The organism is Corynebacterium sp. HMSC056F09 (assembly GCF_001815785.1).
GTDB lineage: Bacteria > Actinomycetota > Actinomycetes > Mycobacteriales > Mycobacteriaceae > Corynebacterium > Corynebacterium hiratae.
This window is the reverse complement of record NZ_KV821930.1, coordinates 36,283-60,707: the sequence shown is the minus strand read 5'-3', so window position 1 is coordinate 60,707 and position 24,425 is coordinate 36,283. Positions and strand designations below refer to the sequence as shown.

General features: G+C 61.9%; 19 protein-coding genes and 1 pseudogene. 12 read left to right on the top strand and 8 right to left on the bottom strand.

Annotated elements, in window-relative coordinates; translation table 11 throughout:
- Positions 1 to 119 precede the first annotated feature (119 nt).
- Positions 120 to 1,619 carry an MFS transporter gene (locus HMPREF3056_RS06205; protein ID WP_070546760.1) on the bottom strand — a complete coding sequence of 500 codons (1,500 nt, stop codon included), beginning with the start codon at positions 1,617 to 1,619 and terminating at the stop codon, positions 120 to 122.
- A gap of 169 nt (positions 1,620 to 1,788) precedes the next feature.
- On the opposite strand from HMPREF3056_RS06205, the gene HMPREF3056_RS06200 reads away from it, so the two are divergent.
- On the top strand, positions 1,789 to 3,534 hold the full coding sequence (locus tag HMPREF3056_RS06200) for a pyruvate dehydrogenase (protein WP_070546757.1): 1,746 nt from the start codon (positions 1,789 to 1,791) through the stop codon (positions 3,532 to 3,534).
- 66 nt (positions 3,535 to 3,600) lie between these two features.
- Here HMPREF3056_RS06200 and HMPREF3056_RS06195 read toward each other — a convergent pair whose 3' ends face one another.
- Entirely contained in the window at positions 3,601 to 4,890 is a 1,290-nt protein-coding gene (locus HMPREF3056_RS06195; RefSeq protein ID WP_070754350.1) for an MFS transporter, read from the bottom strand.
- An 80-nt stretch (positions 4,891 to 4,970) separates the two neighbouring features.
- Here HMPREF3056_RS06195 and HMPREF3056_RS06190 point away from each other — a divergent pair, with 80 nt between their 5' ends.
- The 3 genes from HMPREF3056_RS06190 to HMPREF3056_RS06180 all read left to right on the top strand — a co-directional run bounded on the left by HMPREF3056_RS06190 (position 4,971) and on the right by HMPREF3056_RS06180 (position 8,048).
- Complete coding sequence (locus tag HMPREF3056_RS06190) at positions 4,971 to 5,744, top strand: MerR family transcriptional regulator (RefSeq protein WP_046649283.1); 774 nt, start codon at positions 4,971 to 4,973, stop codon at positions 5,742 to 5,744.
- A 133-nt stretch (positions 5,745 to 5,877) separates the two neighbouring features.
- Entirely contained in the window at positions 5,878 to 6,582 is a 705-nt protein-coding gene (locus HMPREF3056_RS06185; protein WP_046649284.1) for a response regulator transcription factor, read from the top strand.
- An 11-nt stretch (positions 6,583 to 6,593) separates the two neighbouring features.
- Positions 6,594 to 8,048 (top strand): sensor histidine kinase, encoded by a 1,455-nt coding sequence (locus HMPREF3056_RS06180; protein ID WP_070546750.1) that lies wholly within the window; start codon positions 6,594 to 6,596, stop codon positions 8,046 to 8,048.
- A gap of 3 nt (positions 8,049 to 8,051) precedes the next feature.
- Here the strand turns inward: HMPREF3056_RS06180 and HMPREF3056_RS06175 are convergent, their stop codons facing one another.
- On the bottom strand, positions 8,052 to 8,480 hold the full coding sequence (locus HMPREF3056_RS06175; RefSeq protein WP_070546747.1) for an HIT family protein: 429 nt from the start codon (positions 8,478 to 8,480) through the stop codon (positions 8,052 to 8,054).
- Between the two features lie 34 nt (positions 8,481 to 8,514).
- Between HMPREF3056_RS06175 and purD the strand changes: the two genes are divergently transcribed.
- Together purD and purB are read left to right on the top strand one after the other, a co-directional pair.
- Positions 8,515 to 9,789: a phosphoribosylamine--glycine ligase gene (gene purD, locus HMPREF3056_RS06170; RefSeq protein WP_070546744.1), complete on the top strand. Its 1,275-nt coding sequence runs from the start codon at positions 8,515 to 8,517 to the stop codon at positions 9,787 to 9,789.
- Between the two features lie 39 nt (positions 9,790 to 9,828).
- Positions 9,829 to 11,268: an adenylosuccinate lyase gene (purB, locus tag HMPREF3056_RS06165; RefSeq protein WP_070546742.1), complete on the top strand. Its 1,440-nt coding sequence runs from the start codon at positions 9,829 to 9,831 to the stop codon at positions 11,266 to 11,268.
- 195 nt (positions 11,269 to 11,463) lie between these two features.
- Here the strand turns inward: purB and HMPREF3056_RS06160 are convergent, their stop codons facing one another.
- The gene (locus HMPREF3056_RS06160; RefSeq protein WP_070546740.1) at positions 11,464 to 12,765 is read right to left on the bottom strand and encodes a hypothetical protein; all 1,302 of its coding nucleotides are present in this window, start codon (positions 12,763 to 12,765) and stop codon (positions 11,464 to 11,466) included.
- Positions 12,765 to 13,565, bottom strand: a complete 801-nt coding sequence (locus HMPREF3056_RS06155) for a serine/threonine protein kinase (protein ID WP_070754349.1) — start codon at positions 13,563 to 13,565, stop codon at positions 12,765 to 12,767. Before HMPREF3056_RS06155 ends, HMPREF3056_RS06160 begins: the two co-directional genes overlap by 1 nt.
- 64 nt (positions 13,566 to 13,629) lie before the next feature.
- Here HMPREF3056_RS06155 and HMPREF3056_RS13335 point away from each other — a divergent pair, with 64 nt between their 5' ends.
- From HMPREF3056_RS13335 to HMPREF3056_RS06140, 3 genes are read left to right on the top strand one after another with little or no spacing between them, the layout of a single operon-like run.
- The gene (locus tag HMPREF3056_RS13335) at positions 13,630 to 14,487 is read left to right on the top strand and encodes a phosphoribosylaminoimidazolesuccinocarboxamide synthase (RefSeq protein WP_070546734.1); all 858 of its coding nucleotides are present in this window, start codon (positions 13,630 to 13,632) and stop codon (positions 14,485 to 14,487) included.
- Positions 14,488 to 14,496: 9 nt separating this feature from the next.
- Positions 14,497 to 16,605: a S9 family peptidase gene (locus HMPREF3056_RS06145; RefSeq protein ID WP_070754348.1), complete on the top strand. Its 2,109-nt coding sequence runs from the start codon at positions 14,497 to 14,499 to the stop codon at positions 16,603 to 16,605.
- 54 nt (positions 16,606 to 16,659) lie between these two features.
- A complete protein-coding gene (locus tag HMPREF3056_RS06140; RefSeq protein ID WP_049154755.1) occupies positions 16,660 to 17,346 on the top strand; it encodes a DUF2334 domain-containing protein in 687 nt (228 codons plus the stop codon).
- Between the two features lie 707 nt (positions 17,347 to 18,053).
- On the opposite strand, the gene HMPREF3056_RS13330 is transcribed toward HMPREF3056_RS06140, so the two are convergent.
- Positions 18,054 to 18,470, bottom strand: coding sequence for a hypothetical protein (locus tag HMPREF3056_RS13330; protein WP_049154756.1), 417 nt, complete (start codon positions 18,468 to 18,470; stop codon positions 18,054 to 18,056).
- Positions 18,424 to 19,371 (bottom strand): trypsin-like serine peptidase, encoded by a 948-nt coding sequence (locus tag HMPREF3056_RS13005; RefSeq protein WP_158010531.1) that lies wholly within the window; start codon positions 19,369 to 19,371, stop codon positions 18,424 to 18,426. Before HMPREF3056_RS13005 ends, HMPREF3056_RS13330 begins: the two co-directional genes overlap by 47 nt.
- A gap of 326 nt (positions 19,372 to 19,697) precedes the next feature.
- Between HMPREF3056_RS13005 and HMPREF3056_RS13325 the strand changes: the two are divergent.
- Positions 19,698 to 19,914, top strand: a pseudogene (locus HMPREF3056_RS13325) (IS256 family transposase); the annotation flags it as partial.
- Positions 19,915 to 20,014: 100 nt separating this feature from the next.
- Here HMPREF3056_RS13325 and HMPREF3056_RS06130 read toward each other — a convergent pair.
- Positions 20,015 to 23,290 carry an ExeM/NucH family extracellular endonuclease gene (locus HMPREF3056_RS06130; RefSeq protein WP_246822472.1) on the bottom strand — a complete coding sequence of 1,092 codons (3,276 nt, stop codon included), beginning with the start codon at positions 23,288 to 23,290 and terminating at the stop codon, positions 20,015 to 20,017.
- A 229-nt stretch (positions 23,291 to 23,519) separates the two neighbouring features.
- Here HMPREF3056_RS06130 and purS point away from each other — a divergent pair, with 229 nt between their 5' ends.
- Both purS and purQ read left to right on the top strand, forming a co-directional pair.
- Positions 23,520 to 23,750 carry a phosphoribosylformylglycinamidine synthase subunit PurS gene (purS, locus tag HMPREF3056_RS06125; RefSeq protein ID WP_039676532.1) on the top strand — a complete coding sequence of 77 codons (231 nt, stop codon included), beginning with the start codon at positions 23,520 to 23,522 and terminating at the stop codon, positions 23,748 to 23,750.
- Positions 23,750 to 24,412, top strand: a complete 663-nt coding sequence (gene purQ, locus HMPREF3056_RS06120) for a phosphoribosylformylglycinamidine synthase subunit PurQ (RefSeq protein ID WP_049154757.1) — start codon at positions 23,750 to 23,752, stop codon at positions 24,410 to 24,412. The genes purS and purQ overlap by 1 nt, the downstream gene beginning before the upstream one ends.
- The last annotated feature ends 13 nt before the right edge of the window (positions 24,413 to 24,425 follow it).

The window sequence follows — 24,425 nt, the reverse complement described above, 5'->3', positions numbered from 1 at the left end:
GGTAGATGAGCCCAGACTTACTCATACCCGTTGCGGTGGCCAAGGAATCGTAGGTCAGTGCGTGGACGCCATCCTCTTCGATGATGGCGAGCGCCTTTTCGAGCGCCTCGACCTTTTTACTAACGCGTGGCATCGGCACCTCCTGAGGTTGGATTGCTGCGGAAGCACCAGCCGGTGACCGCGGCAAAAATGAGCATGACTACGCCGAGCCCAGCGGCGGTGGCTAGGTAGGCGTCGTTATACGCGGCGCCGGCGGCCTCCGCGAGTGCGGGGTTGTGGAGTGCTTCCATGCCTAAGTCCTGGATGTCCTCGGGGAGCCCGCTCTTGTAGAGCATCGGCAGCACTGATCCAGTGACCGCAATGGACAGCAGCGTACCGAATTCATAAGACACTTCCTCCACGCCCGCGGCCATGCCGGAGCGTGACGCAGGAGCGGCACCGATGATGGCAGTGGAGGACACCGACATCACGAACCCCGCGCCGAGGCCAGTGATGAACAGACCAGCCAGGTATGCGGGGAAGACCTCGTGCGTGCCGCCCCACACCACGCCGCCAATGCCCGCTGCCATGGCGAGGAAGCCGCCGGCGATGATGGGCAAGAAACCCCAGCGGTGCAGGTTAGCCCCGCCCAGCGCGGACATCGGCAGCGCCGCAATCGCGATGAGGGAAATGATGAGCCCAGCGTGCAGCGGGGAGTAGAGGTCCACCAACTGCAGCTTCTGCGTGGTGGTCATTTCCAGCCCTGCCATGCCAAACATGGCGCCGGCTGCGGCCAACACGCCGCCGCTGAAGATGGGCGAGCGGAAGATATCGAAGGTGAGAAGCGGCTCCTTCAGTTTGTGCTGGCGGCGAGTGAAGAGGATGGCACCGATGAGACAGGCAGCCAGCGCGCCGCCAATAAGCATGGCGTTGAGATGGGAGCTGGCGACAGACTTGATGACGAGCACCAGCGAAGCCAGCGTGATCAGCGCGTAAAGGGAAGACAAGAAATCCCACTGCTTCGCCGGGTTCGCCACATTAGGCGGGGCGAGGAAGGCGGTGAGGATGAGCGCGATGATGACGATGGGCACGTTGACCAAAAAGACCGATCCCCACCAGAAATGCTCGAGCAAGAAGCCGCCTACCGTGGGGCCCGCCGCCGCGCCGACGACGGCGATGGAGCCCCAAATGCCGATGGCGGTGTTGCGCTCAATCTCATCCTCAAAGGTCAGGCGAATCAGCGCCAGGGTAGCGGGCATCATGATGGACGCACCGAGACCTAGGAAGGCGCGAGCGGCGACGAGCTCCCACGCGCCGGGGGCGAGTGCGGCGGCCAGCGAAGCGATGCCGAAGACCCACAGGCCGATGACGAACATGCGGCGGTGACCGATCTTGTCACCTAACGTGCCGGTGCCTAGGAGGAGGCCGGCGAGCATGAGCGCGTAGGCGTTGATGATCCACAGCTGCTGCAGCGAGGTGGCGTGCAGCTGCTCGGAGAGCTCCGGCAGGGCAGTGTAAAGGATCGAGTTGTCCAAGCCGATCATGAGCAGACCCAAGGAGATGACACTAAAAAAGATCCACCGTCGGGTCGCTGAGGTGCTTAAGGCCTCTGCGGAGGCTTTCGTGTGAACGTCTGTCATGCTGCGAAACTATAGCGAACGGTCGTTACAGTTTCAAAGTCTTGAATGTTGACTTGTTGTTAAAGTCACAAAGTGCGCGTGACGTGAGAAGGCAGCTTTATGGTGGCGAAACACCACCGGGAGGGAGAACACTGGGGTCCGTTAGCGATAAAAGTTAGAGAGGTACAACATGGCACGCAATTACGCCACGCAACTCGTAGAAACCTTGGAAGCCCAGGGAGTTAAGCGCATCTATGGGCTTGTCGGTGATTCCCTCAACCCCATCGTGGACGCGGTGCGGCAGTCCTCCATCGAGTGGGTCCACGTCCGCAACGAAGAGGCCGCGGCATTCGCCGCTGAGGCGGATTCCCTCACCACCGGCAACCTCGCCGTGTGCGCCGCCTCCTGCGGCCCGGGAAATACGCACCTTATTCAGGGGCTTTACGACGCCCACCGCAACGGCGCCAAGGTCCTTGCCCTAGCCAGCCACATTCCTTCCCGCCAGATCGGCTCGAAGTTCTTCCAGGAAACCCACCCTGAGGCCATCTTTCAGGAGTGCTCCGGCTACTGCGAGATGGTCAACTCCGCTGAGCAGGGAGGCGTGGTCTTGCACCATGCCATTCAGAGCACCATGGCCGGCAAGGGCGTGTCCGTCCTCGTTATCCCGGGTGATGTCTCCACTCAAGAGGCGGAAGAGGACACCTTCACCTCCTCCGTTATTTCCTCCGGCCGTCCGGTTGTCTACCCGGACCCGGCAGAGGCCGCCGCGCTGACCCAGGCCATCAACGAGGCCAAGACCGTCGCCCTCTTCGTCGGTGCTGGCGTCAAGGACGCGCGCGAGCAGGTCCTTGCGCTGGCCGAGAAGATCAAGGCTCCCATCGGCCACGCCCTGGGCGGCAAGATGTACATCCAGTACGACAACCCCTTCGACGTCGGCATGTCCGGCCTGCTCGGCTACGGCGCGGCCCACGAGGCTACCCACGAGGCAGACCTGCTCATCCTGCTGGGCACGGACTTCCCCTATAACGACTTCCTGCCGGATGCCAACGTGGCCCAGGTCGACATCGATGGCTCCCACATTGGCCGCCGCACCCGCATCAAGTACCCGGTGACGGGCGATGTCGCCGCCACCATCGAGAACATCCTGCCGCACGTCGATGAAAAGAAGGACCGCTCCTTCCTCGACAAGATGCTCAAGAAGCACTACGACAAGCTGCATCACGTCGTTGAGGCCTACACCTCCGGCGTCGAGAAGCACACGCCGATCCACCCGGAGTACATCGCCGACCTCATTGACCAGCAGGCCGATGAAGACGCCATCTTCACCGTCGATACCGGTATGTGCAACGTGTGGGGCGCGCGCTACATTACTGCGAACGGTAAGCGCGAGCAGATCGGTTCCTTCCGCCACGGCACCATGGCCAACGCCCTGCCGATGGCCATCGGTGCGCAGGCAGCGCACCCGGACCGCCAGGTCATCACCTTCTCCGGCGACGGCGGGCTGTCCATGCTCATGGGCGAGCTGCTCACGGTGAAGCTGCACAACCTGCCGGTGAAGATGTTCGTGTTCAACAACTCTTCCCTCGGCATGGTCAAGTTGGAGATGCTGGTCCAGGGCCTGCCGGAGCATGAGACCGACCACGAGCACGTCAACTACGCCAAGATTGCGGAGGGTGCGGGCATCAAGCACTTCCGCATCGAGGATCCGAAGGATGCGCCGCGTCTCATCAAGGAGGCCTTGGCCTACGATGGGCCTGCGCTTATCGACGTCGTCACCGACCCCAACGCCCTCTCCCTGCCGCCCACACTGACCTTTGAGCAGCTGCTCGGATTCTCCAAGGCGGCAACCCGCACCGTCTTCGGTGGTGGCGTGGGCCAGATGCTCTCCATGGCGAAGTCCAACCTGCGCAATATTCCGCGCCCGCAGGACTTTTAATGTGTCGGCGTTAAGCGCCGCACATTAAAAGGGACCCACACCCTGCGGTTCCACCCCGCGAAAGCGTTATGCCTTCGCGGGGTCTTTGACTGGGATGAGGACCAGCGCGCCGACGAGCAGGACCAGCCCAATGGCGAGCACGCCTCCTCGGTCGCCCTGGCCCAACAGTGAGACGAAGACACCGAACAGGAAAGGCGTCAACCACGCCACGGCCCGCCCGGTCGTGGCGTAGAGGCCAAACATCTCGCCTTCGCGCCCCGGCGGGGCCACACGCGCCAAGAAGCCGCGGGCGGAAGCCTGGGCTGGCCCCACGCACAGGCACAGGATGAGTCCGCAGATCCAGAAGGCCGTCGGCCCCTGCGCCACAAACATGATCCCGGCCATGAGCGTCAAGATGGCCAGGCAGGTGAGGATGATGGCTTTGGGGCCCACGTGGTCGTCGATCAGCCCGCCGACCACCGCGCCCAGCGCGGCCGCAACGTTGGCGGCAACACCGAAGATGAGGACGTCGCCAGGCGAAAGCCCATAGACGGATACGCCCAGCACGGCCCCGAAGCTAAACACCGCGGACAGGCCATCGCGGAAGATGGCAGAAGCAAAGAGGAACGCAAAGGCATTGCGGTCCTCCCGCCACAGCGTGTGCACCGTCCGCCACAGCTCGCGGTAAGACTCCGCCACACCGCCCGTCGATTCACCCGACGGCGCAATCTCCGGCACGCGCAGCAACACGGGGATGGCAGACAGCCCAAACCACGCCGCCGAAAGCAGTGCCACGAGCCGAATATTCCAGCCACCCTCCGTGGACAGTCCCAGTCCGCCGCCCTCGCTGGAGACGAAGCCGAAGTAGCAGATGAGCAGCAGTACGATGCCGCCGAAATAGCCTGCCGACCAGCCCAGGCCGGATACGCGGCCCACTCTGTCCTCGGTGGCCACCTGGTTGAGTTGGGCAAAGTAATTGACTTCGGCGAATTGGATGGTCACCGAACCTACCGCTAGGCCGATGAGGCCGAGCCAGAAATACGCGGGCGCATCATTGCGGATGAAGAACAGGCTGGCCATGACCAGGAAGGTCAGCAGCGACCAGAAGCCCAGCGCGCGACGCCGCGTGCCCAACCGGTCAGAGCGCTGCCCCATCACGGGGGTCACCGCAAAGATCACCAGGCCCGCCACCGTCATGGACCACGACAGCCACTGCGCCGGGGTGAACTGCGAGTCAATCTGCTGGCCCACCGAGTCCGTGAGGTAGACCGAGAAAATAAACGTCACGAGCACCGCGTTGAAGGCAGCCGAACCCCAATCCCACAGGGCCCAAGCAGCCACGGTGAGGCGGTCAGTGCGCTTCGAGGCTTGCGTCATGCTTCATTATCGTAGGCAAAAACACCTGCCGAGTGGATGGAGTTGCACTTAACGCGACGTGAACTTTTAGGCTCAACGACATGCGTAACGACTACAGCATCGGCGATGTGGCCGGCATTTTGAAAGTCACCACCCGCACCCTGCGGCACTGGGACGACATCGGCCTGCTCAGCCCCCAGTGGCGCACCGGGGGCGATCACCGCCTCTACACCGAAGATGACGTGCAACGCGGGATGGACATCCTGATTTATCGCAGCGTCGGGATTGAGCTGAAAGACATCGCAGTGCTTCTCGACGCCCCTTCCGCAGCCACCCTGGCCCGCCTCCGCGCCCAACACGAGGCCTTGCAGAAGCGGCGAGCCGACGTCGACGCCATGTTGTACGCAGTGGAAAGACTAATTGAGGAGACTGAAATGGATAAGAACCTAAGCCCCAGCCAAAAAGTGCGGAACCTGGGTGACGCATGGCCCCAACTGCAGGAAGAAGCCCACGAGAAGTGGGGCGACAGCAAAGAATGGGCGGCCAGTGCGGCCGTCGTGGAATCGATGGGGAAGAAGGACTGGGAGGGATTCTCCGTGGACCATGAGAACTTTGCGTCCGAGCTAGAGGAGGCCGCGGACGCAGGACTTGAACCGGGCGGCGAGGAGGCGAAGGAGATCGTCGACAAGCACCGCGCCCTCATCGCCCAGTGGTACCCGGTGTCGAGGTCCAAGCAGGTGATCCTGGCGCGCATGTATTGCGAGGACCCGCGGTTTAACGAGACCTACCGCGGTAACGCCGACTATTTACGCCAGCTGATTGAGGCGCAAGCCCAGGCGGAAGGGGTGGATCTGGACAATCTCGCCTGGGACTAGTCGGTTCACAGCGCACGTACAGACTCCGCTCAGTACCCTGGGAAGGCGTAGTGCAATACTTCTCATTCTGAATGAGATATCCCTTGGCGCTTCCTGGCGTCAGGAGAAGCGGAGAAAGGACCAAAGCGGGACCATGGATGATTCAAAGGACGTCAAGGTACTTGTCGTCGATGACGAGCCCAATATCGTTGAGTTGCTCACCGTCTCCCTGAAATTTCAAGGATTCGACGTACACAGCGCCAACTCCGGCAACGAAGCCCTGCGCATCGCTCGGGAGATCAACCCTGATGCCTACATCATGGACGTCATGATGCCGGGCATGGATGGTTTTGAGTTGCTGGGCAAGCTGCGCGCGGAAGGCCTCGACGGCCCCGTGCTCTACCTGACCGCCAAGGACAGCGTGGACCAGCGCATCCACGGCTTGACCATTGGCGCGGATGATTACGTCACCAAGCCCTTCAGCCTGGAAGAGGTCATCACCCGCCTGCGCGTGATTCTGCGCCGCGGTAACGCGGTGGATGACCAGGACGGCGACGCCACCATGACCTATGCCGACCTCACCCTCAACGATGACACCCACGAGGTCACCAAGGCGGGGGAGATCGTGGAGCTTTCGCCCACCGAGTTCAACCTGCTGCGCTACCTCATGCAGAACCGCGAGGTGGTGCTGTCCAAGTCCAAGATTCTGGATAATGTCTGGCACTACGACTTTGGTGGTGACGGCAACGTGGTCGAGTCCTACATTTCCTACCTACGCCGCAAAATTGATACCGGCGATACCCCGCTTATTCACACCGTCCGCGGTGTCGGTTACGTGCTGCGCATGCCGCGCTCGTAGGCTCATCCACTATGAGCGAACCCACCGCGAGTATTCAGGCCCCACAATCCGGGGTGACGCTGGTGCGGGATAAAGCCCCGCGCCGGCGTATGCAGCGCCCCAAAGCGCTGCCCCTGCGCACGTGGCTACTTGTCCTCATGGTGCTGGTATCGGGGCTTGGCCTGGCCATGTCCTCCCTGGCGGTGTCGTCGATCATGCGCAACGTGCTCTACACCCGAGTGGACACCGAGCTTAACGACGCCCACAGCTCCTGGGCCAGCAACCTCGACGAGTCCTTTTATATGCCGCAGGACGGAAGCCGCCGACCCCCGACGGATTATGTGGCGCTGGCGTACTATCCCGATGGCTCCGTGGTGACCACGCGGCCGATCGCGGCGTTGCCCGATGCACGCAACGTGATCGTCGGTGGGGAACCCACCACCGTGCGCTCGATTCAGGGCGAAACCGAATGGCGGGCCGTGGCCAAACTCCAACGGGATGGTTCCGTGGTGGTCGTCGCCAAAGACATGACGACGGAAAACTCCATCCTGAAAGGGTTGGCGATTGTCCAGGTGATCATCGCGGCCTTGGTCATGCTGATCATCGCGGTGGTGGGCATGTGGCTGATCCACCGGGCGCTGCGGCCGCTGCGCGTGGTCGAGAAAACGGCTTCCCAAATCGCGGCGGGCAACCTGGACAAGCGCGTGCCGGAGTGGCCGCTGCACACTGAAGTGGGGCAGCTTGCCGCAGCGCTCAACGTCATGCTGGGGCAGCTGCAGAATTCCGTCGTCGATGCGCAGGAAAAAGAACAGCAAATGCGCCGCTTCGTCGGCGATGCCTCCCACGAGCTGCGCACGCCGCTGACCAGCCTGCGCGGCTACACGGAGCTGTACCGCTCGGGGGCTACCCAGGACGCGGAGTTTGTCTTCAGCAAGATCGATGCCGAGTCTAAGCGGATGTCGTTGCTCGTGGAGGATCTGCTGGCCCTGACGCGCGCGGAGGGCTCACGCCTGGACATGCGCGAGGTTGACATGCTGGAACTTGTGCTGTCAGTGGGTTCCTCGGCGCGGGCGGCTTTTGCGGGCCGCACCATCAACGTCAACAACGAGGCCTCCGGGATTCCAATGGTCAACGGAGACCCGGATCGCCTACACCAGGTATTGCTTAACCTGGTGTCCAACGGTATCCGCCACGGCGGCGAGGAGGCGTCGGTGACGCTGACCTTGCGCGACGACGAGGAGCACGTGCTTATCGACGTTGCCGATGACGGCAAAGGCATCTCCCCCGAAGACGCGGCCCATATTTTCGAGCGCTTCTACCGTGCAGACACCTCGCGCACCCGCGATACGGGTGGCTCGGGTTTGGGCTTGGCCATCGTGAAATCACTCGTCGAGCAGCACGGCGGTTCAATCTCCGTGGATTCGGAGCTGGGCAGCGGATCGGTCTTCACCATCTGCCTGCCCAAAGCGCCAACCGACGGCAGCTAACGCCTAGCTGTCGCGGCGGCCACCCTCGTCCGTGCCGAGGTGCTGGCGGATGCGCGCGGCGGCCTCATCCATGGCGGCGGGGTCGGTGGCGTCGGCAGCGAAGGCCTTCGCGAAGTCGTAGTCTTCCATTTTCTCGGTGGGGAAGAGGTGGATGTGGGTATGCGGCACGTCGAAGCCAGCGATGATGTAGCCCGTACGCGGGGTGTCGAAGGCCGTCTTAATGGCGCCACCGATCTCTAGAGCGATCTCATTGAGGTGCGACCAGGTCTGAGAATCGAGGTCAGTCCACTTATCGACCTCCTCGATCGGCACCACCAAGGTGTGGCCATAACGCAGCGGCTCGATGGACAAAAACGCCACGCACTTCTCGTCGCGGTATACAAAGCGAGCAGGCAGCTCGCCCTCGATGATCTTTGTAAATACGGAAGACATGGCCCCTAGGCTACCGCCAGTTAAGATAGACGGCATGCGCATTCTCGTTATTGGCTCGGGCGGCCGCGAACATGCCCTGCTCACTGGCCTTAAATCTGATCCCTCTGTTACCGATTTGCACATCGCACCGGGTTCCCCGGCGCATAAGATGCAGGCCACCATCCACCCGGAGTATTCCCAGGTGGACGATCCTGCGCGTATGACGGAGCTGGCTGTTGATATTGACGCGGATCTGGTCGTCATCGGCCCAGAGGTGCCGCTGGTGAAAGGCGTGGCGGATGCTCTGCGCGAGCGCGGCATTGCGGTCTTCGGGCCGTCGGCAAGCGCGGCACAGATCGAGGGATCCAAAGCATTTGCCAAGGATGTCATGGCGGCCGCCGGCGTGCGCACCGCCCGCGCGGAGCAGCTCGCCCCCGGCACCAGCGATGAGGACATCGAGGCCGCCCTCGATCGTTTCGGCCCGCACTTCGTGGTTAAGGACGATGGCTTGGCCGGCGGCAAGGGCGTCGTGGTGACCGAGTCCCGCGACGCGGCCCGCGCGCACGTTGATGCGGTCCACGCCGTGGGCAACCCGGTGCTGCTCGAGTCCTTCCTCGACGGCCCGGAGGTCTCCCTGTTCTGCTTGGTGGACGGCGAGACCGTCGTCCCGCTGCTCCCGGCGCAGGACCACAAGCGCGCCTACGACAACGATGAAGGCCCCAACACCGGCGGCATGGGCGCCTACACCCCGCTGCCGTGGCTGCCTGCCGACGGCGTCCAGCGCATCGTCGACGAAGTCTGCGTCCCCGTGGCCAAGGAAATGGTCAAGCGCGGCACCCCGTACTCTGGCTTGCTGTACGCCGGCCTGGCGTGGGGCAAGGAAGGCCCAGCCGTGGTGGAATTCAATGCCCGCTTCGGTGACCCGGAAACGCAGGCGGTGCTCGCTTTGCTGAAGTCTCCGCTCGGAGAGGTCCTGAATGCCACCGCTACCGGACAGCTAGCGGAGCTGGCGCCGCTGGAGTGGGAAGACGGCTATGCCGTCACCGTGGTGCTGGCCGCCGAGGGCTACCCGGCTTCGCCGCGCAAGGGCGATCCGATTGCCTCGCCGGATCTTGATGATCCCACCCGGGTTCTGCACGCCGGTACCACCACGGGGGAGGGCGGCTACGTCTCCAACGGTGGTCGCGTCCTCAACGTTCTCGGCCGTGGTGCCACCCTCGCTGATGCCCGCGCGGCCGCCTACGAGGTTCTCGGCGGCATCGAGCTGGAGGGCAGCTTCTTCCGCACGGACATTGCACTGCCGGCGGAGAAGGGGCAGATTAGCATCTAATCCCCTGATAATGCCTCCTTTGGGGTGCGGCGTGGAATAATGAGCGACGTGGCTGAAAAGAAGAACATTTCCAACGTCCTGTCCGCTCGATACGCCTCCCCCGAGATGGCTGAAATCTGGTCCCCGGAACACAAGATCATCCTGGAGCGCCAGCTGTGGATTGCGGTGATGACGGCGCAGAAGGATCTTGGCGTCAACATCCCTGCCTCGGCTATCGCCGCTTACGAGGCGCAGGTTGAGAACGTCAACCTCGCCTCCATCGCGGAGCGTGAGCGCGTTACGCGCCACGACGTCAAGGCGCGCATCGAGGAGTTCAACGCCCTAGCCGGCTGCGAGCACATCCACAAGGGCATGACCTCGCGTGACCTGACGGAGAACGTGGAGCAGCTGCAGATTCTGCGTTCTTTGGAGCTGGTGCGCGATAAGGCCATCGCGGTGGTCTCGCGCATTGGTGAGCGCGCGGCGCAGTATCAGACGCTGGTCATGGCGGGTCGTTCCCACAACGTCGCTGCCCAGGCCACGACCCTGGGCAAGCGTTTCGCCTCCGCTGCCGACGAGCTCCTGTTGGGCATCGAGCGCGTGGAATCGCTGCTGAGCCGCTATCCGCTGCGCGGCATCAAGGGCCCGATGGGCACCTCGCAGGACATGCTCGACCTCATGGGCGGATCCGAAGACAAGCTCGCCGCGTTGGAGACCCGCATTGCGGATCACCTGGGATTCTCCCGCGTATTCAACTCGGTGGGCCAGGTTTACCCGCGCTCCCTCGACTTCGACGCTGTGTCTGCGCTCGTTGAGCTGGGCGCCGCGCCCTCTTCGCTGGCCACGACCATCCGCCTGATGGCCGGCAACGAGACCGTGACCGAAGGTTTCAAGGAAGGCCAGGTCGGCTCCTCCGCGATGCCGCACAAGATGAACGCCCGCTCCTGCGAGCGCGTGTGCGGTTTCCAGGTCATTCTGCGCGGCTACCTCACCATGGTGGCGGATCTGTCCGGCCAGCAGTGGAACGAGGGCGACGTGTTCTGCTCGGTGGTCCGCCGCGTGGCACTGCCGGATGCCTTCTTCGCCATTGACGGCATGTTTGAAACCTTCCTCACCGTGCTCGCGGAATTCGGTGCCTTCCCGGCGATGATCGACCGCGAACTGGAGCGCTACCTGCCCTTCCTCGCCACCACCCGCATCCTCATGGCGGCGGTGCGCGCGGGCGTGGGCCGTGAGACCGCGCACGAGGTCATCAAGGAAAACGCCGTCGCCGTGGCGCTCAACATGCGTGAGAATGGCGGGGAGCAGGATCTGATTGAGCGCCTGGCTGCCGACGAGCGCCTGCCGCTCGATGCCGCCGCCCTCGAGGCCGCGCTGTCGGACAAGCACGCTTTCATCGGCGCTGCCGAATCGCAGGTGAGCCAGATTCTGGGCCGCATCAAGGCGATTGCTGATCAGCACCCGCAGGCCGCCGCCTACACCCCGGGCGAGATCCTCTAGCCCACGCGGCCAGGGGGCATCCAGTGATCTGGGGCGACCGGGCGTGGTACGTTTTCGCAGACAATCCCTCTCAAACGCGAGTTTTCGGGGCGCTATTTACGAAAACGTACCTCGTTGGCCCGGTCCATGTACGTTTCGATCAAATAAGGTTGCCCAGATCGAATTTTCTGGCCCTTATTTGATCGAAACGACCATCTAGTCACGTTCTGCTTTATCCGGCGCGTTGTCCGCGCCCTTCGTTGCGGACTCGATGGCGCTGCGGGTTGTACCCCAGGCTTGCCGGGCGCGGTTGGTTACGGTTTCGCGGGCTTCTAAGGTGCGTTGCTGCGCAACACCAGCGGCTTCGCGGGCCATGTTGGTGCCGGTGGTGGTGAGCTCGCGGGCCATGTTGGTGCCGGTGGCAGTCAGCTCGCGGAAAGCATCGATGCGCCGGACGGGCTCTAAGCCCTCGGTTCCTTCGACAGCAAGGTTGGCAGCGTCGGCGAAGTCACGCAGTTGGGCAAAGAAGTGGTTGACCTCCGCTACGGCGCGGGGAGAGTTCCAGTCGATGGCTTTGCGCAGCGTCGAGAAGCTGCCCAGCTCGTGGGCAATGTGGGCGATGCTGGTGAGGTCTTCCAACAAACGAGCGGCGCGCCTCTGCCGCGCCCGAGCAACGGCCGCGGCGTAGTCTTTGGCCACCTCGCCCTCCACGGCATTGGCGCGGCTGAGCTGAAGCACATACATCTGGTTCTGCAGCTGCACGGTTCGGGCAAGCTCGTAGATCCACGAGCCTGCGTCGTCGTTAGTCTTCTGGAAGGTCGCGCGCACCTTCCCGGGCGAAGTCTTTGACCTCGCCATCGTCTCCGCCACGGCCCGCAGGTGTCGTAGTACCTGGCCTTGCAGCTTAGCCAGGTCCGCAGTGAGGTGGGCGATGGTTGCCCACTGCGTATCGGTCACCTCAGCGGTGTCCTCGAGGACGAGGGCGGCCTCCGCCAGCATCTCCGCCACGCCATCAATCTCACCAGCCAGCGAATCCTTCTGGAAGCGCAGCACCTCATCGAGCTTGGCGTCGATATGTTCCAGGTAAGCCTGCATCTGCTCCATCTGCTTCTCGACGGCCGCCTGCTGCATCATCGACGCCAGCACCATCGGAGCCGCCGGCGTGAGCAGGCCGGCCTTCTCAAACTGCAGGTGCTTCAGCAGGCTTCCACCGTTGTGCGAAGCAACGCCGCGGCCGACATCCTTGGTGCGGATTACACCGGCGCGGATATCCCCCGGCTTGATGCCCAGGCGCTTGAGGTACGCAGCGGACTCAGCATCGAGCTTGAGCCAACGTCCAGATTCCTTCTGGTAGTCCTCGATACCTGTGAGCACCTGGCTCGCACGGCGGAGGATCTGGGGAGTGACGGGAGAGAGCTCCGCCTGGTCGGAAAGCCGTTTCAGCTCGGATTCGGGGCCGATAACAAGTGCGCCTTCCTCACCGGTAATGACGGTTAGCTCGGCGTCGCTCTCAGCCATTAGGCCATCCCGGGGAGGCGCAGAACCGGCAGCTCAAAGCCGCCGAAAGAGGCGCCGTTGGAGACGAGGTAGCCGCCGATCACCAGCACGGTGAGCACCGTCATGACGCCGAGGACTGCCGCTCCCGTGGACGAGGTCTGCTGCTGCGTCGTCTGCCCCGGAATGGGCAGCTCGGGCACCGGCTGGATGCCCTCCTGAGCGCCGCGCCCGCGCAGCTCCTCTACACACTCCGCGAAGGACTGCGACTGGGCGGCGTTGAAGGCGTCGACGGCTTCTTTTTCCTGCGCCTGGTTTTCTGCCAGAGCGGCGCGCAGCTTAGGGCTGAAATCGCTACCCGTCGACAACAACGGTGCCGGTCCCTTCTCAGTCCGGGACTTCGCCGCATTGATGGAGTATTCGGCATCCCCCGGCAACAGCACCGATTCATCCTCCACCAGGTCCTCCGGGGCGGACGCGCCGACCATGATGATGACCATATCCGCGCCCGTGTAGCCGGCCTTGCCCAGCGCGGCCACCGTCGCCGCGTAGCCCGGAGCCTTGCTGATATCGCGCGAGGTGTACGCGGAGAAATCCAGCTTCGGGAACTGCGCTTGAATCTGCTCCGAGGTCGCCTTGATCGTGGCAATGTACCCGGCCCGAACGTCGCGAGCCAGCTCGCGATCCGACGCCGACATCGTGCACAGCCACTGTCCGTGGGCGGACTCGCGCACGGAGATGTCGGCTGCGTGCGCAGCGGGCACAGACAGGGCGGCGCCCACCAGCGCAGCGGAGGTCAAAAGGGAGGTCAGGCGAGAGTGCACGGGCTTAGCTCCTCGGGATTGGGACGTATCTTGAAGCAGTCTAGACGGGTCTAGAATGTATGTCATGCGTCCAGAACTTTCTTCCTATGCCCACATCGCCTCCGGCAAGGTGCGCGATATCTACGAAATCGATGACAACACCCTGCTCATGGTGGTCTCCGACCGCATTTCCGCCTATGACCACGCTCTCGAGCCGGCCATCCCCGACAAGGGCCGCGTGCTCACGGCGACGTCGAAGTTCTTCTTCGACGCCATCGACTTCCCCAACCACTTGGCCGGACCGCTCGATGACGAGCGCATCCCCGAGGAAGTCCTTGGCCGCGCAATGGTCGTGCAGAAGCTCGATATGCTGCCCTTCGAGTGCGTCGCCCGCGGCTATCTGACCGGCTCCGGGTTGAAAGAATACAAGGAATCCGGAAGCGTGTGCGGCGTCGAGCTGCCGGAGGGGCTGACCGAGGCCTCCCGCCTGCCCGAGCCCATTTTCACCCCGGCTACTAAGGCGGAGCAGGGCGACCACGATGAGAACGTTTCCTTCGACGTCGTTGTGGACAAGCTCGGCCGCGAGCCCGCCGAAGAGCTGCGCGAGGCCACCCTGCGCATCTATGCCACGGCCGCCGCGCTGGCGGAGGAGAAGGGCATTATTTTGGCGGATACGAAGTTCGAGTTTGGCGTCGACAAGCACGGCACTTTGGTCTTAGCCGATGAGGTCCTCACTCCGGACTCCTCGCGCTACTGGCCGGCCGATACCTATGAGGAAGGCAAGGTCCAGCCTTCCTTTGATAAGCAGTACGTGCGCGATTGGCTCACCAACTCCGGGTGGGACAAGGAGTCCACGCCGCCGCGCCTGCCAGACGACGTTGTTCAGGCCACCCGCGCGCGCTACGTTGAGGCCTTCGAGCGCTTGTCCGGAACCACCTTTTAAGGAGGCTGAATGAATGCACCGATTGCTGCTAAGCGCCCCATCACGCGAGAGTTTCACGGCCGCAGCTTCGTCGATGACTACGAGTGGCTGCGCGCGAAAGAAGCCCCGGAGACCCGGGAGTACCTCGAGGCGGAAAACGCCTACACGAAGGAGCGCACCGCACACCTGGAGACCTTGACGGAGAACATCTTCACCGAGGTCAAGTCCCGCATCAAGCAGACGGACATGTCCGTGCCCCAGCGCCGCGGTAAGTACTGGTACTACGGCCGCACCGAGGAGGGCCAGGAGTACGGCTACAGCTGCCGCATCCCGGTGTCGGAAGGCTCCGAGCCGTGGACTCCGCCGACCATCCCGGAGGAGGGTGCTTCAGAAGGGGAGCAGGTGCTTCTCGACGTCAACGCGCTCGCCGAAGGCCACGACTTCTTTGCCCTCGGCGCGTCCTCGGTGAGCGATTCCGGCGACCTGCTGGCCTATTCGGTCGACGTGGCCGGCGACGAGCGCTTTGAGCTCTTCATCAAGGATCTGCGTACCGGTGAGCTGTTGGAGGACCGCCTGGAAGACATCTTTTATGGTGCGACGTGGGTCGGGGAGGAGTTCATCTTCTACACCACCGTCGATGATGCATGGCGGCCGGACACCGTGTGGCGCCACCGCGTGGGTACCCCGCAGTCGGATGATGTTGTAGTCATGCGCGAGGAGGATTCGCGCTTCGGCATCGGTGTGGGCACGACCCGCAGCGAGAAGTACATCATGATTGTCTCCGGCTCGAAGACGACGAATGAAGCGTGGGTGCTCGAGCAGGACAACCCGGAGGGCGATTTCCGCTGCCTGTGGGCGCGCGAGACCGGCGTGGACTACGACGTCGACCACGCCGTGGTGGCAGGCACCGATTATTGGGTTGTCACGCACAATGCCACCGGCCCCAACTTTGAGCTCGGCTACTGTCCGGTTTCTGCAGAGCTACCGGCGCTGCGCGAACTCACCGTCCTCATGCCGCATGATGACACAGTGCGCATTGAGGGCGTGGATTGCTACCGCGACCAGATCGTCGTGGGCTACCGCCGCGGCGGGATCGGCCGTGCAGCGGTGATGGATGTGCGCCAAGGGTGGGCGCGCTTCGACGAGCTTCACTTCAACGAGGAGCTCTACACCGTCGGCGTGGCCGGTAACCCCGAGTGGGACGCGCCGGTGTTGCGCGTGAGCTACACCTCCTTCATCCAGCCAGCCCAGCTCTTTGATTACCGCGTGGCCACCGGGGAGTACACGCTGCTCAAGGAACAGGAAGTCCCGGGCGGCTATGACAAGGACGAGTATGTTGCCTACCGGGTCTGGTCTGAGGCTCCCGATGGGACCAAGGTTCCCGTGTCCATCGTGCACCGCGCGGACTTGGACCGTACGCAGCCGAACCCGACGTTGCTTTATGGCTACGGCTCCTATGAGGCGAATATGGATCCGTACTTCTCGGTCTTCCGTTTGTCCCTCATGGACCGCGGCATGATTTTTGCTATGGCGCACGTGCGCGGTGGCGGCGAGATGGGCCGCAACTGGTACGACGACGGCAAAATGCTGGCGAAGAAGAATACGTTTACGGACTTCATCGCGGTGGCTGATGACCTTATCGCCCGCCGGGTGACCACCCCGGAAACCTTGGTGGCTGAGGGCGGCTCCGCCGGTGGTCTGCTCATGGGCGCGGTGGCCAACATGGCACCGGATAGGTTCAATGCCATCGAGGCGAACGTGCCGTTCGTGGATCCGTTGACGTCTATTCTGATGCCGGAGCTACCGCTCACGGTGGTGGAGTGGGAAGAATGGGGCGACCCGTACCACGACCCGGAGGTCTACGACTACATGGCCTCCTACTCGCCGTATGAAAATATTGCGCCGCAGGAGTATCCCAATATCCTGGCGTTGACCTCGCTCAATGACACCCGCGTGCTCTATGTGGAGCCGGCGAAGTGGGTAGCCAAGCTTCGCGACGTCGCCACCGGCGGCGAGTTCCTCCTCAAGACGGAGATGGCCGCCGGCCATGGTGGTGTGTCTGGCCGCTATGCCAAGTGGCGGCAAGCAGCATTCGAGTATGCGTGGCTGATTAACCAAGCTACGGGGGCGGAGGCTTAAGCATCACCCCCGCTCGGCGCGCGGCGGCGCGGTGGCTATGCGATAATTTTCCTTATGCATGGCCACCTTTTGGTTTCGATTTCCAGTATCTTCGACGACACCCGAAGGCAGGCCGCTGACCTGCTGGAGCAGTTCGATAAAGCGGATATCCCGGTGTCCTTGCTCGTAGCGCCACACATCGATGGCAATTGGCACCTAGCTAAGGATGAGTCGACGCGATCGTGGTTGCGTGATCAAGCGGAGGGCGGCCGCGTGCTCATTCTCAACGGCTTCGACCAAGCAGTTCAGGGCCGCCGCGCGGAGTTCGCGAACTTGGATGCGCACGAGGCACGTCTGCGCCTGAAGGGGGCGACGCGGCAGATGGCAAAGATCGGTTTCGAACCCACTATCTTTGCGCCGCCGCGCTGGCGCATGTCGGAAGGCACGCTCACTGTCCTTCCCGAGTTTGACTTCGACTTCGCCGCCTCTACCCGAGGTATCCATGATTTGCGCTCTGGCGAGCTCCACCAAGCCCGCAACCTGTCCTTTGGTGAGGGTTTTGGTTCTGCGAAGTGGTGGCGCCGCAACATCATCCGCGCCGCGGAGCGCTCCGCCGAGCGCGGCAATACCGTGCGCCTGTCCATTTCGGGACGCAACCTTGATGACCGCAAGGTTGTTTCCGATTTCCTCAAGGCTGCCGAGCGCGCCATGGCAGCAGGTGCCCGCCCCGCCGACTATTCCGTTTTCACGCACGCCGAATAGCCCACCAACCTCTTTTTCTTTGGGGTGTGGCCGAATTAGACGCGGTGTAGGTTTGTGAACCCGTCGGGTGTGCTGGCTGCGTGTTTCACGAGCGCAATCCCCGAATTGCGGTAGCGGACGTAGGTTTCAATTGCCCCACCCGCAATCGGAGCGAGAAAAGCCTCTCTTATGAGGGGCTTGACCTGGCTGAGCAGAGACGAACTTAGCGAGTATTCCGGCGTCGCGGGTCAGTGAGTTAGTGGCAGGAAGCTCCGTCAGTAATGCTGGCGGGTGTCCGGCTGCACTGTTGGCGGCGTCTAGCGCGTACTCGGTACTACATGGGGGTGTTGGAGGCGCCACGACTCGGTGGCGTTGCGTCAACTTCTACTTGGAAAAGCTAGTTCTTGTGGCTAACTTCAAACAGATCATCGCGATGTGCATTGAAGGTGATGGGGTCTTTACAGGTTTACAGCCAACTGCCCGTGTAAACACATGCAGATAAGCGTTTGGCGCTCTTGGGGCAGAGGTTTAAAAGCGTTCATTTGTTTGAAAATGATGTTTTGCTGCTGTCATTAAATGCGCCAGCTTCTCATACGGGCGCGTACGAAAGTACGGTTCCCTCTCGAATTAGGTGTGGTTCATTGAAAAGCGTGTGCCCCCAGGAGGTTTCCCTGGGGGCACACGCGTGTTTCTCTTAGCTCTTTAGAACCAAGAAAGTTAGGGCCAATCTACTTAACAACAATCTTTACCATCACCGGCTCGTCATTCACGGTTACTTCCTGACTACCCTCGAGCGCTCGCGCGGAGGAAAGACTGGAAAGCCCTGAACAAGATGCGTTGATGGTATGCGAACCAGGTTCCAACGCGTAGAAGTACACGCCTTTGGCATTAGTCGTGTGTACCTTTTCCTGCGAAAGGCCAATAAGCTTACATTCGCCTGCCGAGTTACCACTGGAGGTTACAACGCGAATCGTTGATTCTCCTGCATTAGGCTTGGACTGCCCATCGTTGGGGAGGCCTTGGCCGACACTGATTGCAACAACTAGGGAAATAATGCCCAGAACGGTACCAATGAGTCCGAGAAGGTTACTGGGGTTATTAATGAGAGCTTGAACCTGAGCTGGAACCGGGATCTGTGGTTGCATTGTTTTGGATCTCCTTAATGTCATTGAAGGTATTTAGCATGCTTGGGCTGATACGTAGGGCACTGTTTTCAGGGCAGCCGAGATCGCTGATGCCATGCGTGTGAATGCCGATGGCAGCGTTGTCTGTGGTATAGACTGGCGAGCCGCTTTGTCCGCCCGTGGTGTCCAAGTTATAGCAGAGTCGAGTTTGGGTTCCTGGTTGAAGGATTCCGCTCATTGTCCACAGTTGTCCGTAGTCGCGAATCAGGCCCTCGCCTTTTTCTCCTGGAAATCCGGTGACAGTTGCTTTTTGCCCGGAGAAAGCGGAAGAAGTATCGCTCGGTTTAATTCCAAACCAGCTGGAAGAAATCGGCTTTGCAAACTTTACAACTCCCCAGTCGTGATCGGCGGACCCGGTAGTGGGGTATTTGGCGGATACCCACTTTTGGGACGCAAAGGTATAAGACCACTGGCTCCAATCTGATGGACGGAAAATGAGCTTTGGAGTCCATCGCTGCTTATCTTTTTCGTAAAGGCAGTGGGCAGCCGTAATGAGAGTATCTGGTGAAATCATCCAGCCAGTACAATGGTTAAAGCCGTCTCGCTGGATCTGGACGATAGCCGGGTTGGGAGATGCCTTTTGCCGATCATCGGTACCGATAATCGAGTAAGTCCCTACCGTGGTTTCGCGGTCTTGGGAGGTCGCCGTGTTTGGAAATCCGGAAAGTCCAACTGCCTCCGTGCCAGAGTTGAGGTCATCGTTATCAGTTGCAATTGGCAGGAATAGCTCCTCGCCTGTTTCTGACACGCCCACCACAGAGTCGTGAAATGCTTGGGTTTGAGCATTTGCTACGGTGGGGGACAGACAGGTTATTGTAGCCACTATTGCTGCGATAGTAGATTTCCGAAGAGAGAACTTCATGAGTATCCTTTGCAGGTGAGAGATGATGATGTGTGGGGTGAACTGGGGTAATTCCCATTCACCTTGCAGTGAATTATGAGGCATCGAAAAGGGCCGTGCAACCGTCAGGCGGTTTGATGTTGCCTCGTGTTCCCCCAAATAGGGGAGGGGTGGCCTCTTGTTTCATCGGGTCCGACTGGCCGGCTGCGCTGGGGATCCTATATAGGTTGCCAACCTCGTGGGTGGGTTAGTCGGGGTTGGTTTTCTCTGCGGGAGCTATATGGACCTGTTGTCTCCGGGCATGACTTGAAAGCTTATCCATGACGGACAAAACTTGGGACCCTTCAGACTGGTGGCTCGATACCCACACCGAAGAACCTGTAGCGCCACTGGAGTTAGCCAAGTAACAAGACTTCGAACGCCAAGGAGAAAAGCACCACGCGCTACCTGGGCGAAAGAAGAACTCAAACGGCGCGGCCACCCAAACGGCGACCAGCCACATACGACGCCCACATCGACTACGAATGGAACCCCAGCCTAGGCGTAAGAAAAGGCTGGGGCGGGGTTCCTAAATCCACACGAAATGTCCGTTACGCTCGGAGAAAAATGACCTTGAGTCCAAGGCTTACATACAAAACGCACACATTAAACTCGGGAGAGCGCTCTATTCAGACTCGGTTGGGACACAGGCAGCGGCAATGATGCCGAGGACTGCCAGCAGGCCGATACCACCAGCTGCGTACTGAGCCTCGCGTGGGATGTTGCGCGTGACGTTGTACGTCAGCGACTCAATTTGCTTCTGTACCGGCTCAAGGCCCGGGATATTGAACTGCGCGCTGATGTTCCCGAGGAAGGCCAGTGGGATGGCGAGGGCTGCTGGGATGGTGAGGCCGAGGACCGTCGGCAAGCAGCGCTCACTCACAGAGGAACCACCTGCCGGGGCGGCTGGCTTGTCGCCGGACTTGACGGTTTCTGAGGTGCCGTCGGTGTAGGTGATGACGAGGTTACCGTCGGCATCCGTGGTCACGAACTTAATGCCGCGGCCGTCCTTGCCATCGTTACCGTTTGCGCCATCGCGGCCTGGTGCGCCATCGAAGCCATCGCGGCCCGGCGTGCCCTGGTCGCCCTTCGCGTCGGCGAGGGTACCGAGAATCTCAGAGGTGCCGTCGGTGTAGGTGACGACCACCTCGCCCTTGTCGTTGGTCGTCACGGACTTGATGCCACGGCCGTCTTTACCGTCGGCGCCGTCCTTACCGTCCTGGCCGGCGTCGCCCTTGTCGCCCTTAGGGCCCTTGTCGCCGTCCTTACCGTCCTTGCCATCGGCGCCGACGACCTTGCCAGCATCCTCGGTGGTGCTGTCGGTGTAGGTGATGATGAGATGTCCGTTATCGTCAATGGTGACGGACTTGATGCCGCGGGCGTCGTCAGTCGGCGCTGGGTCCTCGGTCTTGTCACAGTCCTTAAGATCGTCAGCAGAGCGGGAAACCTGGGCAAGGTTGAAGCCCACCTTGACCGGGTCGTGGTCGGAGGAGCGGTATGGGTTATCTGCCTCAAAGACGTCCCCGCCGGTGTAGTTGCGGCGGGAGTATTCCATGGCAATCGGCTCATCGGAGTTGATGTTCCAGGTCTGTGCCGCCTTGGCGTCGACGTGCTCGTTGGCCAGGATGTGGTCGAGGGAGCCGAGGCGGCCGGAGAACTGGTAGGAGGCCACGTCCTGCCAGTCCTCTTGTGCGTTGAGCTCCTCAACCGGGATGGTGTAGCCGGCGTTGCGGAAGATGGAGATGGCGTCTTCCTTGGAGTAAGCGTTCAAGTCACCCATGACGAAGGTGGCCTTCTCCTGCCACTGCGGCTGCTTGGACAAACCATCGAGGACAGCCTGGGCGTGGGCATTGCGCACGTTGGGGTTGTTGCCCTGGCCGTCGCCGGTGTCCTTGTCGCCGTTAGCCACCGAACCCTTGGACTTGAAATGTTTGGTGACCACCACGAAGGAATCTGGGCCCTCAGGAGCGCACTTGTCAGCAACCGGCTTGAACTCCGCAGCGAGCGGGGTGCGGGCGGTGCCCTTGAAACGCTCGTCCTCCAGCAAGGTGGCCTCACCTACTGGCTGGACGCGGTCCTTCTTGTAGATGATCGCAGTGCGGATGACATCCGAGTCCGCCGCGGAGTTCGCCGGGGCCTTGACGTAATCCCACTTTTCGGATTCCGCGCGGGTGTTGAGTTCATCTACGAGGTACTTCACAGCATCGTCGTAGGAGCCACCCACGGTATTCGCGGCGTTCTCAATCTCCGACAAGCCAATGACGTCGGCATCGAGGCCCTCCAGCGCGGTGAGGATCTTGCCCTTCTGGTCGTTGAACGCAGACTCCGACCACGCGCCGCGGAAGGTGCCGCTATCAGAACCCACACCGTTACCGAAACGGTCCTTGTACGCCTTCGCGCCGTTGTCCTCACCTAGGTTGATGAAGAAGTTCAGCACGTTAAACGCCGCCACGGTGTAGTCGCCTTCCACCTGCGGGGCCTCCGGACGGGCCGGGTCCCACGTAATCGGCAGGTCTGCGGTGGCAGAGTCACCGGTAATCATCGTGGTGGGCTGGAAGCGCCATTGGTTGTGGCCGTAGCCCAGGATTACGCCGGAGTCCGCAAACTCCACCTGGTTGGTGGTGCGGATGGTCTTGACCTCCGAGCCGTTCTGCATGATGTACGGCAGCTTCGTCGAGGCACCATCGCGGGTGAAGTCACGGGTAGAGCCGTCATCGAGGATGACGTACTTCGCCGCGTTGGACTCTTCCAGAGCATGCATTTCCGCGCTGCCTGGGGCGAACTTGTCCGTCGGCTGGCGCAGCGCCTCCGTACCCGGGGCCAGGCCCAACTCGCCGTAGCGGTTGAGGCCGTAGTTATCGGTCACCGTGTGCACGCCGGGCTTGAGCAGCATGGACTCGAGCTTTTCGCGGGCCTCGTCGCCTTCCGGCAGGGCATCGATGGTCAGCGGGGTGACGGGATCGAGTGCGGTGTCGAGGACGGAGCCTTGGGCTAGGGCGATTTGGGTCTGGCCGTAGTACTCGTCGACGGAGCCAGTAACCTCGACGGATTCCCCAATCTTTGGGTAGAAGCCGGTGCCGCCGGTGTAGACGAAGACGGCCTCAGAGGCCTCGGTCGGCGCAGTTTGACCCGTGCCCGGAGTCTGGATGGTGAAACCGTTGAGGGACTTCTCACCCTGCCACATGGCGGTGACAACACCCTGGGTGGTGACGTTCTGGCCCTTGAGTGGGGACTCCGCGCCGGTGCCCTGGATTTCCGGGATGGTAACGGTAGCGCCCGGCTCGGCCGGCTGCGGGTCCTCCGGTTGCGGGTTCTCCGGCGCGGTGGCGCCGCCGCCGGAGGAGGTAGGAGTCGGGCCGGCGGTGCTGAAGTCGGCGGCGTTGTCGTCGGTGTCGGTGCCGGCGTCATCACGCTGCGCGGAGGTGGTGTTGCTCAAGGAGGAGGTAGGGGAGCCCTCGCTGAGCGACGTCTCCCCGTACCCCACCACGTCGACCTCGGCCCCGGAGGCGTCGTAAAGCTTCACCGAGCCCTTGGAGCCGGACATGCTGAGACCGCCCTCAGCATCCGGGGTGGGCAGCGGCTCGCCTGTGCCGCCGCCACCTTCCTGGATGAGGTAGTAGCCGCCAGCCGGGATGGAACCGTTAAGCGTGGTCTTTCCGCCGGAGTTGCCCTTGGACGAGAAATACTCCACGGACCATCCGGTGAGGTCGATGGCGGAACCCGTTGGGTTGTAGAGCTCGATGAAGTCGTTGGTGAAAGGGGCGTTCTTGTTGCCGCCGCCACCGTAGACCTCCGAGATGACGGCAGTGGAGCCATCCACCGCGGCGCCGGCCTGGGGGACAACGACGCAGGTAGACACTAATGCAGCGATGGCGAGAGAGCCGATGCGTGTGAGGCGCATGAGAGGTTCCTTTAATCAGCGAGAAAATGACAACGCATCTGGTTCTACCTGCCTTCGCCGCCACGGGATACCGGAGGACAACGCGCGAGCTGGGGGTTAAGCCGGGATTCCCCAAGAATTCTTCAGCCGTTTGGTTTGAATTCACCACCCCCAAAGATTCCGAATCTTTCCCGCTGGCGGGATAGACTGGCGGGGCACCTATACTCACGCACAGTAAGGCAGAATTTTCATGGCTCGTGTAGTTGTCAATGTCATGCCCAAGGCCGAGATTTTGGACCCGCAAGGTCAGGCCGTCGTCCGCGCGCTGGGCCGCCTGGGGGTTGCTGGTGTCAGCGACGTGCGCCAGGGCAAGCGCTTTGAAATTGAAGTCGATGATTCGGTCAGCGCCGAGGAACTCGAGAAGGTTGCGTCCACCCTTCTGGCGAACACCGTGATCGAGGACTACGAGGTTATCCAGTAATGAAGATCGGCGTTATTACCTTCCCCGGCACGCTTGACGACGTCGACGCGGCCCGCGCCGCCCGCACCGCCGGCGCCGACGTCGTGTCCCTGTGGCATGCGGATGAGGACCTGCGAGGAGTGGACGCCGTCGTTGTTCCCGGCGGCTTTTCCTACGGTGACTACCTGCGCTCCGGCGCCATCTCTGCGCTGGCCCCGGTCATGCGCGCGGTGGTGGAAGCAGCGAATAAGGGCATGCCGGTGCTCGGCATCTGCAACGGCTTCCAGATTTTGACGGAGGCCGGCCTGCTGCCCGGCGCCTTGACCCGCAACCAGGGGCTGCACTTCCACTGTGTGGATACCTACCTCGAGGTGGCGAACGCGCAGACCTCCTGGACTAGCGAGTTTGAGCAGGGCCAGCGGATCCTGATTCCGGCGAAGCACGGCGAGGGCCGCTTCCAGGCGGATGCGGAGACCGTGGAGCGCCTCGAAGGCGAAGGCCGCGTGGTCTTCCGCTACACGGATAACTTCAATGGCTCCATCAACGACATCGCCGGTATCACCAACGAGGCCGGCAACGTGGTGGGGCTCATGCCGCACCCGGAGCACGCCATCGATCTTCTCACCGGCCCGTCCACCGACGGTCTGGGTTTGTTTGTGTCCGCCCTCAAGGTCGTCGCTTAGTACGCGCCGACGG

Bases quoted from the DNA above. Each gene is read 5' to 3' on its own strand.
- HMPREF3056_RS13335 (WP_070546734.1), top strand. From the start codon at position 13,630: ATGCGTCCAGAACTTTCTTCCTATGCCCACATCGCCTCCGGCAAGGTG.
- HMPREF3056_RS06185 (WP_046649284.1), top strand. From the start codon at position 5,878: ATGGATGATTCAAAGGACGTCAAGGTACTTGTCGTCGATGACGAGCCC.
- HMPREF3056_RS06200 (WP_070546757.1), top strand. From the start codon at position 1,789: ATGGCACGCAATTACGCCACGCAACTCGTAGAAACCTTGGAAGCCCAG.
- purQ (WP_049154757.1), top strand. From the start codon at position 23,750: ATGAAGATCGGCGTTATTACCTTCCCCGGCACGCTTGACGACGTCGAC.
- HMPREF3056_RS06140 (WP_049154755.1), top strand. From the start codon at position 16,660: ATGCATGGCCACCTTTTGGTTTCGATTTCCAGTATCTTCGACGACACC.
- HMPREF3056_RS06160 (WP_070546740.1), bottom strand. From the start codon at position 12,765: ATGGCTGAGAGCGACGCCGAGCTAACCGTCATTACCGGTGAGGAAGGC.
- HMPREF3056_RS06180 (WP_070546750.1), top strand. From the start codon at position 6,594: ATGAGCGAACCCACCGCGAGTATTCAGGCCCCACAATCCGGGGTGACG.
- HMPREF3056_RS13005 (WP_158010531.1), bottom strand. From the start codon at position 19,371: ATGAAGTTCTCTCTTCGGAAATCTACTATCGCAGCAATAGTGGCTACA.
- purS (WP_039676532.1), top strand. From the start codon at position 23,520: ATGGCTCGTGTAGTTGTCAATGTCATGCCCAAGGCCGAGATTTTGGAC.
- HMPREF3056_RS13330 (WP_049154756.1), bottom strand. From the start codon at position 18,470: ATGCAACCACAGATCCCGGTTCCAGCTCAGGTTCAAGCTCTCATTAAT.
- HMPREF3056_RS06145 (WP_070754348.1), top strand. From the start codon at position 14,497: ATGAATGCACCGATTGCTGCTAAGCGCCCCATCACGCGAGAGTTTCAC.
- purD (WP_070546744.1), top strand. From the start codon at position 8,515: ATGCGCATTCTCGTTATTGGCTCGGGCGGCCGCGAACATGCCCTGCTC.
- HMPREF3056_RS06195 (WP_070754350.1), bottom strand. From the start codon at position 4,890: ATGACGCAAGCCTCGAAGCGCACTGACCGCCTCACCGTGGCTGCTTGG.
- HMPREF3056_RS06175 (WP_070546747.1), bottom strand. From the start codon at position 8,480: ATGTCTTCCGTATTTACAAAGATCATCGAGGGCGAGCTGCCTGCTCGC.
- HMPREF3056_RS06205 (WP_070546760.1), bottom strand. From the start codon at position 1,619: ATGACAGACGTTCACACGAAAGCCTCCGCAGAGGCCTTAAGCACCTCA.
- HMPREF3056_RS06190 (WP_046649283.1), top strand. From the start codon at position 4,971: ATGCGTAACGACTACAGCATCGGCGATGTGGCCGGCATTTTGAAAGTC.
- HMPREF3056_RS06130 (WP_246822472.1), bottom strand. From the start codon at position 23,290: ATGCGCCTCACACGCATCGGCTCTCTCGCCATCGCTGCATTAGTGTCT.
- purB (WP_070546742.1), top strand. From the start codon at position 9,829: ATGAGCGACGTGGCTGAAAAGAAGAACATTTCCAACGTCCTGTCCGCT.